This window comes from Kitasatospora sp. NPDC058170 (assembly GCF_042883905.1).
Classification (GTDB): domain Bacteria; phylum Actinomycetota; class Actinomycetes; order Streptomycetales; family Streptomycetaceae; genus Kitasatospora.
In genome coordinates, this window is the sequence record NZ_JBHVUV010000014.1 from 146,532 (window position 1) to 163,305 (window position 16,774).

Consider the following 16,774-nt stretch of genomic DNA (forward strand, 5'->3'; position numbering starts at 1 on the left):
GAACGGGACGGCGGCGCGGGACGGCGGCGCGGCCGGTGGCCTACTGCGACCCCGCGAGCTCAGGGAAGTGGCAGGCCGCCTCGTGGTCCACGCCCGGCGCGGGGCCGGTCAGTGGCGGGGCCTGCTGCTCGCAGCGGGTCCGCGCGTCGGCGGGCAGTCCGGCGTAGACGGGGCAGCGGGTGCGGAACGGGCAGCCGGTGCGGCGGGTGGTCGGGGAGGGAGGGTCCCCGGCGAGCAGGATCCGGGTGCGGGCGCGTTCGGCGGCCGGGTCGGGCAGCGGGACGGCCGAGAGCAGGGCCCGGGTGTACGGGTGGCGGGGGCGGTCGAAGACCGCGGAGACCTCGCCCTGCTCGACCGTCCGCCCGAGGTACATCACGCTGACCCGGTCGGCGAGGTGCCGGATCACCGACAGGTCGTGCGAGACGAAGAGATAGGAGAGGCCCAGCTCCGCCTTGAGCGACTGGAGCAGGTTGAGCACACCGGCCTGGATGGAGACGTCCAGCGCGGAGACCGGTTCGTCCAGCACCAGCAGCTTCGGTCGGACGGCCAGCGCGCGGGCGATCGAGATCCGCTGGCGCTGCCCGCCGGAGAACTGGTGCGGGTAGCGGACGGCGTGGGCCGGGTCGAGGCCGACCTGGCGCAGCAGTTCGGGCACCCGCCGGGCGATCTCCGGGCGGGCGGCGTGCTGGGCGCGCAGCGGCTCGGCGACGATGTCGCCGATCGGCATCCGGGGGTCGAGGCTGGCCATAGGGTCCTGGAAGACGATCTGCAGTTCGGCCCGGAGCCGGTGGGCCTGTGCCCGGGTGAGCCGGGAGGTGTCGTGTCCGAGCAGCTCGATCCGGCCGGACTCGGGTGCGGCGAGTCGCAGCAGTTCGAACAGCGTCGTGGACTTGCCGGAGCCGGACTCGCCGACCAGGCCGAGCGTCTCGCCCTGGCGGATGTCCAGCTCGACGCCGTCCACCGCGTACACCTCGCCGATCCGGCGTTTGAACACGGCGCCCTTGAGCAGCGGAAAGGTTTTTCCGAGCCCGCTCACGGAGAGCACGGCGGGTCGCTCCTCCCGAGGCGGCACCGGAGACCCGGGCAGCCCGGCCGCAGCCGCCCCCGCCGCCCCCGCCGCCGCCGGCACCGCAGGCACCGGGTAGACCTCGGCCGGCGCCGGCCGCCGCTCGGCCAGCTCCTCGCTCCGGACGCAGGCCGCGGTGTGCGGCCCGGAGCCCGTGAGTCCGGGCTCGGCTGTCCGGCACCGCTCCTCGACCAGCGGGCAGCGGGCGGCGAACGGGCAGCCGGCCGGCAGGTCCGCCATCGGAGCGGGCGTGCCGGGGATCGGCACCAGCGGTCCGCCCCGGGCGTCCAGCCGCGGCACCGCGCCGATCAGGCCGAGCGTGTACGGGTGGCGCGGAGCGGCGAACAGCTCGTCCACACCGGCCGTCTCGACCACCCGGCCCGCGTACATCACGGCGACCCGGTCGGCCATCCCGGCGATGACGCCGAGGTCGTGGCTGACCAGGACGAGCGCGGCGCCGGTCTCCCGCTGCGCGGTGCGCAGCACGTCGAGCACCTGGGCCTGGATGGTGACGTCCAGGGCGGTGGTCGGCTCGTCGGCGAGCAGGATGTCGGGGTCGTTGGCGATGGCCATGGCGATCATGGCGCGCTGGCGCATGCCGCCGGAGAACTCGTGCGGGAAGCTGTCCAGGGCGCGCTCGGGGGCCGGGATGCCGACCAGGTCGAGCAGTTCGGCGGCCCGTCGGCGTGCGGCGGGCCTGTCCAGGCGCTGGTGGATGCGCAGCGCCTCGACGATCTGCTCGCCGATCCGGTAGACGGGCGTGAAGGCGGAGAGCGGGTCCTGGAAGACCATGGCGATCCGGCTGCCGCGGATGGCGGCGAGTTCGCGGCCGGGCAGGCCGACCAGCTCGCGCCCCTCCAGTTCGACCGAACCGCGGACGCCGGCCGTCGCGGGCAGCAGCCCGAGGACGGCCAGCGCCGTGACGGACTTGCCGGAGCCGGACTCGCCGACGATGCCGAGGGTCTCGCCGCGCCGCAGGGTGAGGTCCACGCCCCGGACGGCGGGGACGGTGGCGCCGCGCGGTCCGGCGAAGTCGACCCGCAGGTCTCGGACGGCCAGCAGCGGGGTTTCGACGGTGGTGGTCACTTTCCTTCGCGCTTCCTACGAGTCCTGCGAGGGGGGCGGCCCGCCTCGGCGGTGGGGTCGAGCGCGTCGCGCAGCCCGTCGCCGATCAGGTTGACGGCCAGGACGAACAGCACCAGCAGCCCGGCGGCGAAGTAGAACAGCCAGGGGAAGACGGGCGCGTCGGAGGTGCCGGCGGCGAGCAGGGTGCCGAGCGAGACGTCGGGTGCCTTGACGCCGAAGCCGAAGTAGGAGAGCGCGGTCTCGCTCATCACGGCGCCGCCGACGGCGATGGTGGCGTCGATGATCAGGAAGGAGGCGACGTTCGGCAGGATGTGCCGGGTGATGATCCGCAGCGGGTGGACGCCCATGAACCGGGCGGCGCGGACGAACTCCCGGTCGCGCAGCGAGAGGGTCATCGAGCGGACCACCCGGGCGGTGATCATCCAGTTGAAGAGGGCGAGCAGCAGGACGAAGGCCAGCCAGCCGGTGCCCTTCAGCCGGGGCGAGATGATGGTGATGATCAGGAAGCTGGGGAACACCAGCATCAGGTCCACCACGAACATCAGCACCCGGTCCGTCCAGCCGCCGAAGTAGCCGGCGCAGGCCCCGAACAGGGAGGCCAGCACGGTCGAGAACAGCGCCACCAGCAGGCCGATCACCAGGGACTTCTGCAGTCCGCGGACGGTCTGCGCGAAGACGTCCTGGCCGATCCCGTTGGTGCCGAACCAGTGGGTCCCGGAGGGGGGTTGGCGCAGTGCGGTGTAGTCGGGGGCGGCGTAGTCCCAGGGCGTGAGGTACTGGCCGCCGAAGGCGAGGGCGAACAGCAGCAGGACGACGACGGTGCCGGCCACCGCCCAGCGGGCGGCCAGCAGTCGGGCGAGGACGAGCCGGCCCCGGCCGGTCGCCTCGGGGGGCCGGCCGGAGCCGGAGGCCTCGGCGGGCTGTGCGACGACGGTGGTCACGGTGCCTCTCCTCCGGTCACGGCGGCTCTCCTCGGGGGCATGACGGTCATGACGACTCCTCCTCCGGTCAGGACCGCACGCGCGGGTCGAGGGCGGCGTGCAGGGTGTCGGCGAGGAAGCCGGAGGCGAGCACCACCACGGCGGCGAACAGGTTCACGGCGACCACCGAGTTGACGTCCTGTTCGTTGATGGACTGGATGAACCACTCGCCCATGCCGTGCCAGCCGAAGATGGTCTCGGTGAAGGCGGCGCCGGTGAAGATGCCCAGGAAGCTGTAGGCGAACATCGTCGACATCGGGATCACCGCGGTGCGCAGACCGTGCTTGACCAGGGCGCGACCGCGGGTGAGGCCCTTGGCCTCGGCGGTGCGCAGGTAGTCGGAGCCGAGCACGTCGAGCATGGTGCCGCGCTGGTAGCGGCTGTAGGTGGCGAGGCCGCCGAGCGCGAGCGACAGGGTGGGCAGCAGCAGGTGCAGCGCCCAGTCGCCCAGGTGGGCCCCGAACCCGCCGCTCAGGCCGGGGGTCTCGTACCCGGTGAAGGGGACGACCTCGTGGCCGGCCACGTCCTTGGCGGCGATGGCGCCGTTCTTCAGGAAGAGCGCCACCAGGAAGACGGGGGTGGAGAGCATGACGAAGGAGAAGACGGTGAGCAGCCGGTCGGACATCCGGTACTGGCGGACCGCGCTCCACGCCCCGGCGGCGACGCCGAGGCCCATGCCGAGCAGGCTGCCGATCAGCAGCAGGCGCAGCGAGACCCAGACCCGGCGGCGGAAGTCGTCGAGCACCGGGGTGTCGTGGATGGTGCGGCCGAGGTCGCCGTGGAGCAGCAGGCCGCCGGCCCAGTGGCCGAAGCGTTCGACGACCGGGGTGTGGTCGTTGATGTTGAGGTCGGTGAGCTGCCGCTCGACGGAGGCGGCGGCCGGGCGGGGCACCTTGGACTCGAAGTAGGTGCGCGGCTGGAGGGCGGCGGCGGAGAGCGCGTACGCCAGGAACACGGCGGCTATCAGCAGCACCGCGTAGTAGCTGAGCCGCTTCGCCAGGTAGCGGAGCATCAGCGGCCGCCCGGGGTGGGGGCGGGGCCGACGCGTCTGGTGGGCATCGGGTGGTGGCCTTCGGTCGGGGGCCCTGGTCGGGCGGTGTGGGGAAACAGCAGGTCAGAGTGTTGCACCGGCGCGCGGCCGGGGTATTGCGGCAGTGTTGCGGCCTGTTTCGTTTGGATCAGGTGTGAACTCCACCCCCTGGTACTGGAACTGATCGGCTGTTACGTTCGGCTCGCTCGGCACCGACTTGGCTGCCCACGCTCAAGCCTCGCCACACCTCGCGATGCCCAAGCGTCACCTCTCGTCCCACACCCGCCTCACCACCTGTCGGATTTCACGGGGAGAACCCTCATGGACGCTTCCACCAGTACGCCCCGCCGCCTCGGCCGGGCCGTCGTGCTCACCCTCGCCGTCGCGCTGGCGGCGACCGCCTGCAGTTCGGGCGGCGGTGGTTCGGCCGACAAGGTGGCCAAGAGCGAGCCGCCGCGGCAGGGGGCGATCGACATCAACGCCAAGCCGGTGGACCAGCTGCGCGACGGCGGCGAGGTGCGGCTCCCGCTCTACCAGTGGATCACCCAGTGGAACCCGCTCCAGGTGGACGGCCGCTACGGCGACGCGGTCGAGATCATGCGGGCCCTGGAGCCCGAGCTCTTCACGACCGACGAGAGCGGCACCTTCAAGCCGGTCACCGACTACCTGCTGGAGGCGAAGGTCACCTCGACCTCCCCGCAGGTGGTCACCTACAAGCTCAACCCGAAGGCCAAGTGGTCGGACGGCAAGGCGCTCGGCTACCTGGACTTCAAGGCGGACTGGGAGGCGACCAACGGCAAGAAGGACGGCTACAACATCGCCGACTCCTCCGGCTACGAGCTGATCTCCGGCGTCGAGCAGGGCGCCGACCCGAGCGAGGTCAAGGTGACCTTCTCGGAGCCGTACGCGGACTGGCAGAACCTGTTCCGCCCGCTGATCCCGGCGGCCGCGATCGGCTCCGCGGACGACTTCAACAAGGGCTGGGTGGAGAAGATCCCGATCACCGCCGGCGCCCTGAAGATCGGAACGGCGGACAAGACCGCGCAGACCATCACGCTGGTGCCCGACCCCGCCTGGTGGGGCGAGAAGCCCAAGGCGGAGAAGGTCACCTTCCGGGTGATGTCCCAGTCGGCGACCACCCAGGCCTTCCTCAACAACGAGATCGACTACGCCACGGCGGGGACGGCGACCGCGTACGGGCAGCTCAAGGACGCCAAGGACACGGTGATCCGGACCGCCAGCCCGTGGGACGAGGTGCACATCTCCTTCGGCGGCGGCGGCGCGCTGGCCGACCAGAAGGTGCGCCAGGCGCTCGGCAAGGCGCTGGACCGCGCCTCGCTGATCAAGATCGCCAACAACGGTGTGCCGGTGGAGTTCAAGCCGCTCGGCAACCACATCTTCATGCCCAACCAGACCGGCTACCAGGACAACTCCGGCGAGTGGGCCAAGTTCGACCTGGCCGCGGCCAAGAAGACGCTGGACGAGGCAGGTTGGAAGGAGGCCGGCAGCGGTCAGCCGCGCACGAAGGACGGCCAGTCGCTGACCCTGCACTGGGTGGTCAACGACGCCACCCCGCAGGCCCAGCTGGACCTCGCGACCGCCGCCCAGTCGATGTGGCTGGGGGCCGGGGTCAAGGTCGAGATCGACAAGGTCCCGAGCAACGACTTCTTCACCAAGTACGTGAACCCGGGCAAGTTCGAGATCGCCAGCTGGCGCAACACCGACTCGTTCCCGCTCTCCAGCAGCCTCGGGAACTTCCGGCTGCCGCAGGGCGACAACGTGTTCGGCAACTACTCCAAGCTCGGCACGCCCGAGATCGACGCCCTGCTGAAGCAGGCCGCGGGGACGGTCGACCCGGTGGCGGCCGCGAAGCTGTACAACCAGGCGGACGCCAGGATCTGGGAGCTGGGCCACACCGTCGAGCTCTACCAGCGGCCGACGGTGGTGGCGACCCGCAAGGGCCTGGCCAACTACGGCGCGTTCGGCCTGGCGGGCGTGGACTACGCCAAGGTGGGCTGGGAGAAGTAGCCCGCGCGGCAGCACGCCGTGCGGCGGCGCACGGGGGCACGGCGGCACGGCGGGCTCTGGCGAGCAGCGCGGTGATCACGGGGCCGGTGGTGCGGACACGGTCGGGACGGCTCCGCCGCCCCCTGTGTCCCGCCACCGGCCTTGACCTTCCGCGTTGCCCGCAGGCCGCCCTTGTCGCCCGGTCCCTCCGGATCCCTCCGGACCAGCCCGGATCCGCTCGCTCCGACCGCTTCCGAGCGCTTCCAACCGGGGACGAATCTAGCGGTGCGATCCACCCGGGCGCGGCCCGCGGCGCGGGGCGCGCCCGGAAACCCGCCGAGCTGTCACCCGGTTCGCGCACCACGGCGTCAACTGGCGCTGACGGCACGGCAGAACGGACGAAACCGACGCGTCGGGCGTGCCGCGCCAGACCGCCCGGGGTGCGTGCGCGGGGGCCGGGCCGCTGCCAGGATTCGCGGGGACAGTGCAGCTGCCCCCAAGTCCCGGAGCCCCGCCCATGACCAGCGATTCCGCCGCGGCACCCCGCCCGCACCACGTCGATCCGCGCCCGGTGCGGCGGATGACCCCGCGCAGCCGGGACGAGCCGCACCGGGTGGCCACCCCGCTGGAGCTCTTCTTCGACCTCTGCTTCGTGGTCGCGGTCGGGCAGGCCAGCCGGGAGCTCGCGCACGACCTCGCCGCCGGCCACCACGCGGACGGCCTGACCGGGTACGTCTTCGCGTTCTTCGCCATCTGGTGGGCCTGGATGAACTTCACCTGGTTCGCCTCCGCGTACGACTGTGACGACGTCCCGTACCGGGTCACCACCCTGGTCCAGATCGCCGGCGTGCTGATCCTCGCCGCCGGGGTGCCCCGGATGTTCGCCGACCAGGACCTGGTGCTCTCGGTGGTCGGGTACGTGGTGATGCGCCTGGCCATGGTCACCCAGTGGCTGCGGGCGGCGGCCAGCGAGGAGGGCCCGGCGCGCACGGTCGCGCTGCGGTACGCGGCCGGCATCACGCTCTGCCAGATCGCCTGGGTGGTGATGCTGGCCCTGCCGCACGGCGTCCGGCCGTACCTCATCCCGCTCGGCATCCTGGCCGAGCTGTCCGTGCCGGTGATCGCCGAGCTGCGCACCCGGACCAGCTGGCACCCGCACCACATCGCCGAGCGGTACGGCCTGTTCACGCTGATCGTGCTCGGCGAGACGGTGGCGGCGGCGACCGTGGCCGTGCAGTCGGCGGCGGACGAGCACGAGGGGCTGGCCCGACTGCTCCCGGTGGCCGGCGGCGGCCTGCTGATCTGCTTCTCGGCCTGGTGGATCTACTTCGCCCGGTCCGTCCACGAGCACCTGCGCTCCAACCGGCAGGCGTTCCTGTGGGGTTACGGCCACTACGTGGTGTTCGGCTCGGCGGCCGCGATCGGCTCGGGCCTGGAGGTGGCGGTGGAGTCGGCGGTGCACAAGGCGCACATCTCGCCGACGGCGGCCACCGCGACGGTGACCGTGCCGACCGCGGTCTACCTGTTCACGGTGTGGCTGCTGCACGCCCGGCACGTCAAGAGCGGCGCCTCGCAGGCACTGCTGCCGATCGCCTCGGTGGCGGTGCTGGCCTGCACCGCGGCCGGCGGCTCCGGTGTCCTGGTGGCGGGCCTGGTGTGCGCGGGGACGGTGGCGCTCGGCGTGGCGCTGCACGCCCGCGAGGGCGGCTGAGCCTCGCGGACGGACGGGACCCCGCGCACCGGCTGGGCCCCGCGCGCCGGTTGAGACCCGTGGACCGGCTGGACCTCGCGCACCTGCTGGGCCCCGCGGACCGGCTGGGCCTCGCGGGGGTGCGGGCCCAGCAGGTGGTGCAGCACGCCCTCGTGCTGTCCCAGCCAGGCCAGGTAGGTCGGGTTGACCCGGGCGAGGTCCAGGTAGGCGGCGCGCAGCTCGCCGTACAGCGCGTCGAGCGCGGGCGGGCTGAGCGCGCGCGGCCGCCAGGCGAGCAGCAGCCGAACGGCCAGCGGGTCGCCGTGCACCGGCCGGACGACGGTGCCGGGTCCGGGGACGGAGGTCGGCTGGCAGGGGCGGACGGCCTCGCCGGAGGCGACCAGCTCGGCGGCGGTCGCGTTGTCGCGCACCTGGACCACCCGCGGGTTGAGCCCGGCCTCGGTGAAGACCCGGCGCATCGCCGCGTACTCGTGGTCGGCGGTCGGGTCCACCATCCAGGTGTCCTCGGCCAGGTCGGCCAGGTGGACGACGGGTGAGCCGGCCGCCGGGTGGTCGTGGGCGAGCGCGACGAACTGCGGCTCACGGGCCATCAGGACGCGGTGCTCGGCGTCCGGCGGCACCTTCAGCGGGAAGCCCTCGCTCTCGTGCACGAAGGCGACGTCCAACTGGTCGGCGGCGACCATCCGCAGCAGGGCGTTGGCGGAGATGTCCACGTGGATGGTGGTGTCCGTCTCCGGCAGCCGCTCGTGCACCCGGCGCAGCCAGGCCGCCACCGCGCGGCTGCCGACGCTGCCGATCCGCAGCCGGCGCTTGCGCTCGCTGCTCCCGGCCTCCCGGGCCTCCTGGCGCGCGGCGGCGACCAGCGCGGCCATCTCGGCGATCACCGGCCGGGCCCGGGACAGTACCGAGTGGCCGAGCGCGGTGGGCCGGCTGCCGGTCTGCTCGCGGGTGAACAGGGTGCCGCCGATGGCCCGTTCGATCCGGTGCAGCTGGGTGGTGAGCGAGGGCTGGGTCATGCCGAGGTGCAGCGCGGCCTTGCGGAGGCTGCCGGTGTCGGCGATCGCGCACAGCACCCGGAGGTGTCTCACGTCGAGCTCCACCTTGGGATCATAACGGCGCATCCCGGTCTCGCCAAGGACATGACACGCGCCAGGATCTGACGGCCCGACCGGACCGACCCTATTGGCTGGTGCTATCACCGGTTGACATCATCCGCCGGGCCCGCGCACTGACCGAAGCTCTGGGGCAGCAGGATTCATCCGGCGCCCCGCGACCGGCCCCCACCGGCCGCGGCATTCGCATACACGGAGCCCCCACATGAACCGCATCACGCGTACGCTCTCCGCTGCCCTCGGCCTGGCCCTCGCCGCCGGTGTGGCAGCCCTGCCCACGACGGCCGCCGCCGCGCCCGTCCAGGGCTACACCGCCACCAACACCTACGCCGGCTCGGCCGCCGAGGACGCCGACAACCAGGCGTTCTACGAGGCCGTGATGAAGTCGGCGCGCGCCAAGCAGGCGGCGACCCCGTACCTCAAGGTCGTCACCGTGACCTACGACGCCAGCAGCGCCCCGACCTTCCGCACCCAGATATCCCAGAGCGCGCAGATCTGGAACAGCTCGGTCGCCAACGTCCAGCTGCGCTCCGGCTCCGCCGCCGACTTCCGCTACTACGAGGGCAACGACTCGCGCGGCTCCTACGCGAGCACCAACGGGCACGGCGGGGGCTACATCTTCCTCGACTACGCCCAGAACCGCCAGTACAACTCCACCCGGGTCACCGCGCACGAGACCGGTCACGTGCTCGGCCTGCCGGACCACTACTCCGGCCCCTGCAGCGAGCTGATGTCCGGTGGCGGCCCCGGCACCTCCTGCACCAACCCCTACCCGAACTCCGCCGAGCGCAGCCGGGTGAACTCCCTCTGGGCCCGCGGCTGATCCGCTGAAGGCCGGTCCGGCCCGGTCGCTCCCCGGAGCGGCCGGGCCGGACCTGTCGGTGCCGCGTGCGAGCATGCGGGCGAAGCCCGCTCCGCCGACCCCGAGGTGCCGCCACCATGCCGCTGTCCGTCCCCGACCGCCTGGCCGACCTGCCCTACGCCCACCTGCTGCGGACCCACACCGGCCCGCTGCGCGCCGACGAGCGCTACGACACCGTCCACTTCGAGGGCGGGGAGTACCTCGACCAGTCGGCGGGCGGGGCGACCTTCCTGGAGTGCGCCTTCACCGGTGTCTCGCTGAGCGGGGTCAAGCTCCGCCGGGCCCGCTTCAACGAGGTCTGGGCACGGGCCGGCCGCTGGGTGGCCTGCGAGCTGGTGGAGAGCGAGTGGCAGGACAGCGCGCTCGTCGGCGGGGTGCTGGCGGGCGTGGCGGCGCACGGCTCGGCGCTGCGCCGGGTGGTGTTCCGCGGCTGCAAGCTGGAGGCGGTCAACCTGCGCTCCGCCGTCCTGCGGGACGTGGTCTTCGAGGACTGCCTGCTGCGCGACGTGGACTTCGGCGACGCGAAGCTCACCGATGTCTCCTTCCCCGGCTCCGGCCTGGAGGAGGTCCGGCTGCGCGGGGCGAAGCACACCCGCACGGACCTGCGGGGCGCGGCCACCCTCGGCCTCACCGACGGCCCCGAGGGGCTGCGCGGCGCGCTGATCAGCTCCCCCCAACTCCTCGAACTGGCGCCGCAGTTCGCCCAGGCCCTGGGCATCACCGTGCAGGACCGGTGAACGGTTCGTCCGGGTGTCCGCACCGACTTCCCGTTCAGCCCCCGGTCGCCCGGTGACGGCAGGGCGAACAGTCCGCCAACCCTGACCCGGCCCCCTGGTGGGCCCGCTCCGGTGGGGTGGAGGATGCTGCGCGATCGATGAGCCCCAACTTGTGTGCACAACATCGCCAGCGAAGGGACGGGCCGCACTGATGGCCGAGCTGAGTCGTAGGAAGTTCGTGACGTTGTCGGGCGCCGCCGCGGCGGGGGTGGCGGTGGCCGGCACCCTCGGCAACGGCCAGGCGCAGAGCGCGCCCACCGCGGTGGCGCCGTCGGCGGCGCTGTCGCAGACCGGCACCATCGCGGACGCGCAGCACATCGTCATCCTGATGCAGGAGAACCGCAGCTTCGACCACTACTTCGGGATGCTGCGCGGCGTCCGCGGCTTCGCCGACCGCAGCGCGATCCAGATCGCGGGCGGCAACAGCGTCTTCAACCAGCCCAACGGGCTCGGGCGGCAGTACCCGTGGCAGTTCAGCGCCACCAAGCCGGCCGGCGGCGCCGACCCCGAGCGCCTGGCGCAGTGCAACGGCGACCTCGCCCACGGCTGGTCCGACCAGCACCGGGCCTGGAACGGCGGCAAGATGGACTCCTGGGTCGCAGCCAAGGGCAACGTCCGCACGCTCGGCTACCTCACCCGCCAGGACATCCCGTTCCACTACGCGCTCGCCGAGAACTGGACCATCTGCGACGCGTACTTCTGTTCCGTGATCAGCGCCACCGGCCCCAACCGCACCTACCACTGGTCCGGTCAGATCGACCCGGACGGCAAGGCGGGCGGCCCGGCGTACGACGGCGGCGACGAGAAGGGCCTGCGCTGGCAGACCTACGCCGAGGCGCTGGAGAACGCCGGTGTGAGCTGGAAGCTCTACCAGAACGCGGCCGACAACTACGGCGACAACGCGTTGGCCTACTTCACCCAGTTCTCCGGCGCGCCCGCGGGCAGCCCGCTCGCCGTCAAGGGCATGGGCTCCGTCCCCAAGGTGACCGGCCGGACGCCGGACGACATCGTCGCCGCGATCCGGGCCGACGTCGTGAACGGCACGCTCCCGCAGGTCTCCTGGATCGTCCCCGACCAGGGCTCCTCCGAGCACCCGTACTCCACGCCCGCCGACGGCGCGCACTTCGTCCACAACGTGATCGACGCGCTGAACGCCAACCCGGACGTCTTCAACTCCACCGTCCTCTTCCTCAACTACGACGAGAACGACGGCTTCTTCGACCACGTCCCGCCGCCCGCCGCCCCGGCCGGCACGCCCGGCGAGTTCTACAACGGCACCAACATCGGCCTCGGCTTCCGCGTCCCGATGATCGCCATCTCGCCCTGGACCCGCGGCGGCTGGGTGAACTCCGAGGTCTTCGACCACACCTCGGTGCTGCGCTTCCTGGAGCAGTGGACCGCCGCCATCGGCAAGCCCGCCACCTGCCCCAACATCAGCGACTGGCGCCGCCGGGTGTGCGGTGACCTCACCGGCGCCTTCGACTTCGCCCACCCGGTCTACGGCCTGCCCGCCCTGCCCAACACCGACGCGGTGATCGGCATGTCCAGCTGCGGCCCGCTGCCCAACCCGGCGCCGGTCGACAACCGGCTGCCCGTGCAGGAGTCCGGCACCCGCCAGGCCCGCGCCCTGCCGTACCAGCCGAACGCCAACCTGGACCACCTGGAGACCGGCTCCGGCGGCATGATCAAGGTCTGGCTGAAGATGGCCAACGAGGGCACCGCGGCCCGCAAGTCGGCCCACTTCGCGGCGTACGCCAACGCCTACCGCAGTGGCGGCCCCTGGCAGTACACCGTCGACCCCGGCGGCAACCAGAGCGACTTCTTCAACTGCGGCACCGGCTACGGCAGCGGCCAGTACGACCTCTCGGTGGTCGGCCCCAACCGCTTCCTGCGCCGCTTCAAGGGCGACGCCACCAAGGCGGGCCGCAACGCGGCCGTCACCGCCTCGTACGCGGTCGAGCCGGGCACCGGGAAGCAGGCGCTCTACTTCCGGCTGGCCAACACCGGAAGCACTCCGCTGACCTTCACCATCGCCTCGAACAACTACCGGACGGACGGCCCCTGGACGTACCAGGTCCCGGCCGGCGGCAGCGTCAGCGACTTCTTCAACGCGGTCGCCTACAACAACGGCTGGTACGACTTCACCGTCACGGTGGACGCGGAGGCCACCTGGTCGCAGCGGTTCACCGGCCACCTGGAGAGCGGTACGGCCAGCGTCAGCGGCTGACACCGGGGCCGGACGGCCCGGCGGGGCCCCGGGGAGCCACGGACCGTGGACCTCCCGGGGCCCTGCGACCTCGGCCTCAGCCTCGGCCCCGCGCGTGCGCCCGGGGCTGCGGCACGGTGCCGAACCGCGCAGCGGATGCGCTCCGCCGCCCCCGGTGTGAGAGTGGGGGCAGCCCGGAAGTCGTCCGGAGGAGGAGTCATGGGCATCTTCGACAGGTTCCGCCACAAGGCGCACGACGACGCCGAGGAGGCCAGGTCCTCGCTCGGCGGGGGCCCGGAGCAGGACACCACCGCGATGACGGACGCCGCGCAGCGCGCCGCCCTCGCCCACGACGAGGCAGCCGACGCGTTCAGCGTCGACACGGAGAAGGCCCGCGAGGCGGCCCAGGCCGCCGACCTGGCCGAACACGCCGCGGAGGAGCGGGCCCGCGAGGAGATGACCGCCGAGGGCGACCCCTGGGACTGACCTCATCCGGGGCCGGTCCCATCCGGGACCGACCGCAGCCGGGACCGACCGCATCGTGACGCCGTAGGGCGCGCCCGCACGACGGGCGCGCCCCTCGTCGCGCCCGACCCGCCCGCGGCTGCCCCCGCGTGCCTCACGCCCGCGGCGGCAGCGGCGGGCGCCGCAGGTCCGGGCGCGGGGTGTCGTCCGGCGGCGGGACGGCGTCCGGGGCGTCCTCCAGGAGCTCCAGCGCCAGCCGCACCGCCGTGACCAGCTCGATGTGCCGCCCCCGGGCCCAGTCCCGCGGGGTGCGCAGCACGTGCACGTCCGGCTCCACCCCGTGGTTCTCCACCGACCAGCCGAGTCCGCCGGTGAACCAGGAGGCGTTCTTCGGCACCGAGATCTGCGTCCCGTCGCCGAGGGTGTGCCGCCCGGTCATGCCGACCACCCCGCCCCAGGTGCGGTTGCCCACCACCGGGCCCAGCCCCAGCAGCCTGATCGCCGCGATGACCACGTCGCCGTCCGAGCTGGTGGCCTCGTCGGCGAGCGCCACCACCGGCCCGCGCGGCGCGTCCCGCGGCCACCGCACCGGCTGCCGCCCCCGGCTGAAGTCCCAGGCGAGCACCCGCCGGGTGAGCTTCTCCAGGACCAGCTCCGAGACGTTGCCCCCGGCGTTGCCGCGCACGTCCAGCACCAGCGCGGGCTTGTCCAGCTCCCGCCGCAGGTCCCGGTTGAACTGCGCCCAGCCGGAGCCGCCGAGATCCGGGATGTGCAGGTAGCCGCACCGCCCGTCACTGAACTCCCGGACCAGGGAACGGCGTTTGGCCACCCAGTCCTGGTAGCGGATGGGCCGCTCGTCGGTCAGCGGGGTGACGGCGATCCGGCGGATCGGGCCGTCCGGACCGCTGCGCAGGGTGAGTTCGACGGTGGTGCCGCCGGTGCCGACCAGCAGCGGCTCCGGGCCGCGCAGCGGGTCCACCGGGCGCCCGGCCACGGCCAGTAGCTCGTCGCCGTCCCGCACGCCGTGGGTGGCGAGCGGGGCGCGGGCGCGCGGGTCGGAGGACTCGCCGGCCAGCACCCGGTCGACCAGCCAGCGCCCGTCGGGGGAGCGGTGGGCGTTGGCGCCGAGCAGCCCGAGCGGCTGCTGGGTGAGCGCGGGTCCCTCGCCGCGCCGGGACGGGGTGACGTACGCGTGCGAGGTGCCGAGTTCGCCGAGGAGCTCGCGCAGCAGGTCGGCGAAGTCGTCCGGCCCGGCGACCCGCTCCAGCAGCGGCTCGTACTGCTCGACCAGCGCGGGCCAGTCCAGCCCGGACATGCCGGCGTCCCAGAACTGGTCGCGGACGATCCGGGCCGCCTCCCCGTACGCCTGGCGCCATTCGGCGGCCGGGTGCACGGTGTGGGTGATCCGGCGCAGGTCGACGGTGGTCGCGGCGGAGGGCGCGGAGACCGGGACGATCCGCAGCGAGCCGCCCGAGTAGACCGCGACGGAGCCGCCGTCGCCGGAGACCGCGTAGCCGTCCAGCTTGTCGACCAGGGTGCTGCGGGTGCCCCGGGCCAGGTCGAAGTACTCCAGCGAGGGGCGCCCGGAGGTGTCGTCCGGACTGGCGAAGGTCTGTCCGAGGGTGCCGGAGATGGGCCAGCGCAGCCAGACCAGGCCGCCGCGCACCGCGTCGGTGGCCGAGTACTTGGAGGCGATCACCGGGAACTGCTCCAGCCGCCCGGCGATGCCCTGCGGGTCCACCTCGACGGTGCCGTCGCCGCCGCCGTCGCCGCGCGGGGCGCCGTCCTCGGCGGGGGCGGCGAACGGCGAGGGGGTGTCGGCGGTCAGCGGGACGAGGTAGGGGCGGCAGCCGAGCGGGAAGGAGAGGTCGCCGGTGTGCACGTCGTGGACGGGGTCGAAGCCCCGCCAGGAGAGGAAGGCCAGGTAGCGGCCGTCCCGGGTGAACACCGGCTGCTCGTCCTCGAACCGGCCGTCGGTGACCTCGGTGATCGCCGCGGGCCCGTCGGTGCGGGTGAGCCGGATCCGGCGCAGCGAGCGCCCGGCCACCGGCTGCGACCAGGCGATCCACCGCGAGTCGGGGGAGAAGCGGGCGGCGGAGACCGGGCCGTGGCCGGAGGCGGCCAGTTCGCGGACCGCGCCGTCGGCGGCGCCGACCAGCAGCAGCCGTCCGTCGGAGGCGGCGACGGCCAGCCGGGCGCCGTCGGGCGCGGCGGTGAGCTCCAGGACGCGGCCGAGCCGCCCGCCGGCGAGCAGCCGGTGCCCGTGCTGCGCGGGGGCGCCCTCGTGGCCGGGCAGCGGGACGATCTCGACCGCGTCCGCGCCCTGTGCGTCGGTGATCCAGGCGGCCTCGCCGGTGCGGCCGAGCACGACCGGCAGCCGGGTGCGCACGCCCGGGGTGTCGGCGAGCGCCCGGGCCGGGCCGTCCCGGTGGGTCAGCCAGTACTGGCTGCCGCGGACGGTGATCACCCCGGCGCGGCCGGTCTGGTCGCAGGCGAGGTCCTTGACGTGGGAGGCGGCGCCCACCTGGTAGGGCCGCCGCCCGGCCCGGGCGCCGCCGAGCGGCACGGGCAGCCGGCGGGGCGCGGGGGCGTCCAGGCCGTCCAGCAGCCAGAGGTCGCCGGCGTGCTGGTAGACGATCCGGGTGCCGTCGGTGGCGGCCTCGCGGGCGTAGTAGGAGGCGTGGTCGGTATGCCGGCGCAGGTCGGTGCCGTCGGGGCGGCAGGAGTAGAGGTTGCCGATGCCCTCGTGGTCCGACAGGAAGGCGATCCTGGGCCCGCCGGGTCCGTCGACGGGCATCGGGGAGGCGAGGTGGCCGCGGTGGTCGGGGAGGATCCGCTCGCCGTCCACCCAGAGCCGCCCGGTGGCGCCGCCCCGGTAGCGCTTCCAGGCGGCGGGTTCGTGCGGCGCCGAGCCGGTGAGCAGCACGGTGTGCGCCCGGCTCATCTGGGCGTCGCCGACCGGTCCCCAGGGCATCCGGCGCCCGGGTGAGCCGTCCGGCGGCAGCGCGTGCGCCCAGGTGTAGTGGCCGAAGGGCTCGTGGTGCGAGGTGACGGCGAGGACCTCGCCGTCCGGCAGCCAGCCGCGGACCCGGGTGTCCTGGCTGCCCCAGTGGCTGAGCCGGGCGGCCTCGCCGCCCCCGACGGGGGCCGTCCACACCTCGGGGGTCAGGCTCTGCCAGCTGGTCCAGGCGAGGGTCCGCCCGTCGGGGGAGAAGCGGGGGTGGCTGACCCGGGTGCGGTCGCAGCCGACCCGCCAGGCCCGCCCGGCGGCGCCGTCGGGGGCGAGCGGTGCGATCCAGACGTCGTCCTCGGCCGTGAACGCCAGCAGGTCCCCGCACAGGTGGGGGTAGCGGAGGTAGCCGGGCGACGTCACCCCTCCATGGTTCGACGGGGTGTCACTCCCGGCAACCGGACGCGGTCCTGGCCGGCCCGTCGCGGGCATGTCCCGAACACGCCCCAGCGGTCTGGACCAT

10 protein-coding genes and 1 pseudogene are annotated in these 16,774 nt (G+C 73.5%); 6 read left to right on the forward strand and 5 right to left on the reverse strand.

The annotated features are described in order from the left end of the window. Positions 1-40 precede the first annotated feature (40 nt). The 3 genes from ACFVVX_RS17895 to ACFVVX_RS17905 all read right to left on the reverse strand — a co-directional run bounded on the left by ACFVVX_RS17895 (position 41) and on the right by ACFVVX_RS17905 (position 4,144). Positions 41-2,152: a dipeptide ABC transporter ATP-binding protein gene (locus ACFVVX_RS17895; RefSeq protein ID WP_387946470.1), complete on the reverse strand. Its 2,112-nt coding sequence runs from the start codon at positions 2,150-2,152 to the stop codon at positions 41-43. Beyond that, a complete protein-coding gene (locus ACFVVX_RS17900; protein ID WP_387946472.1) occupies positions 2,149-3,093 on the reverse strand; it encodes an ABC transporter permease in 945 nt (314 codons plus the stop codon). Before ACFVVX_RS17900 ends, ACFVVX_RS17895 begins: the two co-directional genes overlap by 4 nt. Positions 3,094-3,160: 67 nt before the next feature. Then, positions 3,161-4,144, reverse strand: coding sequence for an ABC transporter permease (locus ACFVVX_RS17905; RefSeq protein ID WP_387946474.1), 984 nt, complete (start codon positions 4,142-4,144; stop codon positions 3,161-3,163). 339 nt (positions 4,145-4,483) lie between these two features. Between ACFVVX_RS17905 and ACFVVX_RS17910 the strand changes: the two genes are divergently transcribed. Together ACFVVX_RS17910 and ACFVVX_RS17915 are read left to right on the forward strand one after the other, a co-directional pair. Beyond that, positions 4,484-6,190, forward strand: a complete 1,707-nt coding sequence (locus tag ACFVVX_RS17910; RefSeq protein ID WP_387946476.1) for an ABC transporter family substrate-binding protein — start codon at positions 4,484-4,486, stop codon at positions 6,188-6,190. A 496-nt stretch (positions 6,191-6,686) separates the two neighbouring features. Further along, the gene (locus tag ACFVVX_RS17915; RefSeq protein WP_387946478.1) at positions 6,687-7,880 is read left to right on the forward strand and encodes a low temperature requirement protein A; all 1,194 of its coding nucleotides are present in this window, start codon (positions 6,687-6,689) and stop codon (positions 7,878-7,880) included. 269 nt (positions 7,881-8,149) lie between these two features. Here the strand turns inward: ACFVVX_RS17915 and ACFVVX_RS17920 are convergent. Next, positions 8,150-9,001 (reverse strand): annotated as a pseudogene (locus ACFVVX_RS17920) (LysR family transcriptional regulator); the annotation flags it as partial. A 196-nt stretch (positions 9,002-9,197) separates the two neighbouring features. Between ACFVVX_RS17920 and snpA the strand changes: the two are divergent. The 4 genes from snpA to ACFVVX_RS17940 all read left to right on the forward strand — a co-directional run bounded on the left by snpA (position 9,198) and on the right by ACFVVX_RS17940 (position 13,322). Continuing rightward, positions 9,198-9,815, forward strand: a complete 618-nt coding sequence (snpA, locus tag ACFVVX_RS17925) for a snapalysin (protein WP_387946480.1) — start codon at positions 9,198-9,200, stop codon at positions 9,813-9,815. A gap of 116 nt (positions 9,816-9,931) precedes the next feature. Beyond that, positions 9,932-10,591, forward strand: a complete 660-nt coding sequence (locus ACFVVX_RS17930; protein ID WP_387946482.1) for a pentapeptide repeat-containing protein — start codon at positions 9,932-9,934, stop codon at positions 10,589-10,591. A 190-nt stretch (positions 10,592-10,781) separates the two neighbouring features. Next, positions 10,782-12,857, forward strand: a complete 2,076-nt coding sequence (locus tag ACFVVX_RS17935; RefSeq protein ID WP_387946484.1) for a phosphocholine-specific phospholipase C — start codon at positions 10,782-10,784, stop codon at positions 12,855-12,857. A 198-nt stretch (positions 12,858-13,055) separates the two neighbouring features. After that, on the forward strand, positions 13,056-13,322 hold the full coding sequence (locus tag ACFVVX_RS17940; protein ID WP_387946486.1) for a hypothetical protein: 267 nt from the start codon (positions 13,056-13,058) through the stop codon (positions 13,320-13,322). Positions 13,323-13,455: 133 nt separating this feature from the next. Here the strand turns inward: ACFVVX_RS17940 and ACFVVX_RS17945 are convergent, their stop codons facing one another. Further along, positions 13,456-16,674, reverse strand: a complete 3,219-nt coding sequence (locus ACFVVX_RS17945; protein ID WP_387946488.1) for a S41 family peptidase — start codon at positions 16,672-16,674, stop codon at positions 13,456-13,458. Positions 16,675-16,774: the final 100 nt, after the last annotated feature.

What these genes read in the sequence shown, in the direction of transcription:
- ACFVVX_RS17905 (WP_387946474.1), bottom strand. Translation starts at nt 4,144, where the DNA reads ATGCTCCGCTACCTGGCGAAGCGGCTCAGCTACTACGCGGTGCTGCTG.
- ACFVVX_RS17910 (WP_387946476.1), top strand. Translation starts at nt 4,484, where the DNA reads ATGGACGCTTCCACCAGTACGCCCCGCCGCCTCGGCCGGGCCGTCGTG.
- ACFVVX_RS17915 (WP_387946478.1), top strand. Translation starts at nt 6,687, where the DNA reads ATGACCAGCGATTCCGCCGCGGCACCCCGCCCGCACCACGTCGATCCG.
- snpA (WP_387946480.1), top strand. Translation starts at nt 9,198, where the DNA reads ATGAACCGCATCACGCGTACGCTCTCCGCTGCCCTCGGCCTGGCCCTC.
- ACFVVX_RS17930 (WP_387946482.1), top strand. Translation starts at nt 9,932, where the DNA reads ATGCCGCTGTCCGTCCCCGACCGCCTGGCCGACCTGCCCTACGCCCAC.
- ACFVVX_RS17935 (WP_387946484.1), top strand. Translation starts at nt 10,782, where the DNA reads ATGGCCGAGCTGAGTCGTAGGAAGTTCGTGACGTTGTCGGGCGCCGCC.
- ACFVVX_RS17940 (WP_387946486.1), top strand. Translation starts at nt 13,056, where the DNA reads ATGGGCATCTTCGACAGGTTCCGCCACAAGGCGCACGACGACGCCGAG.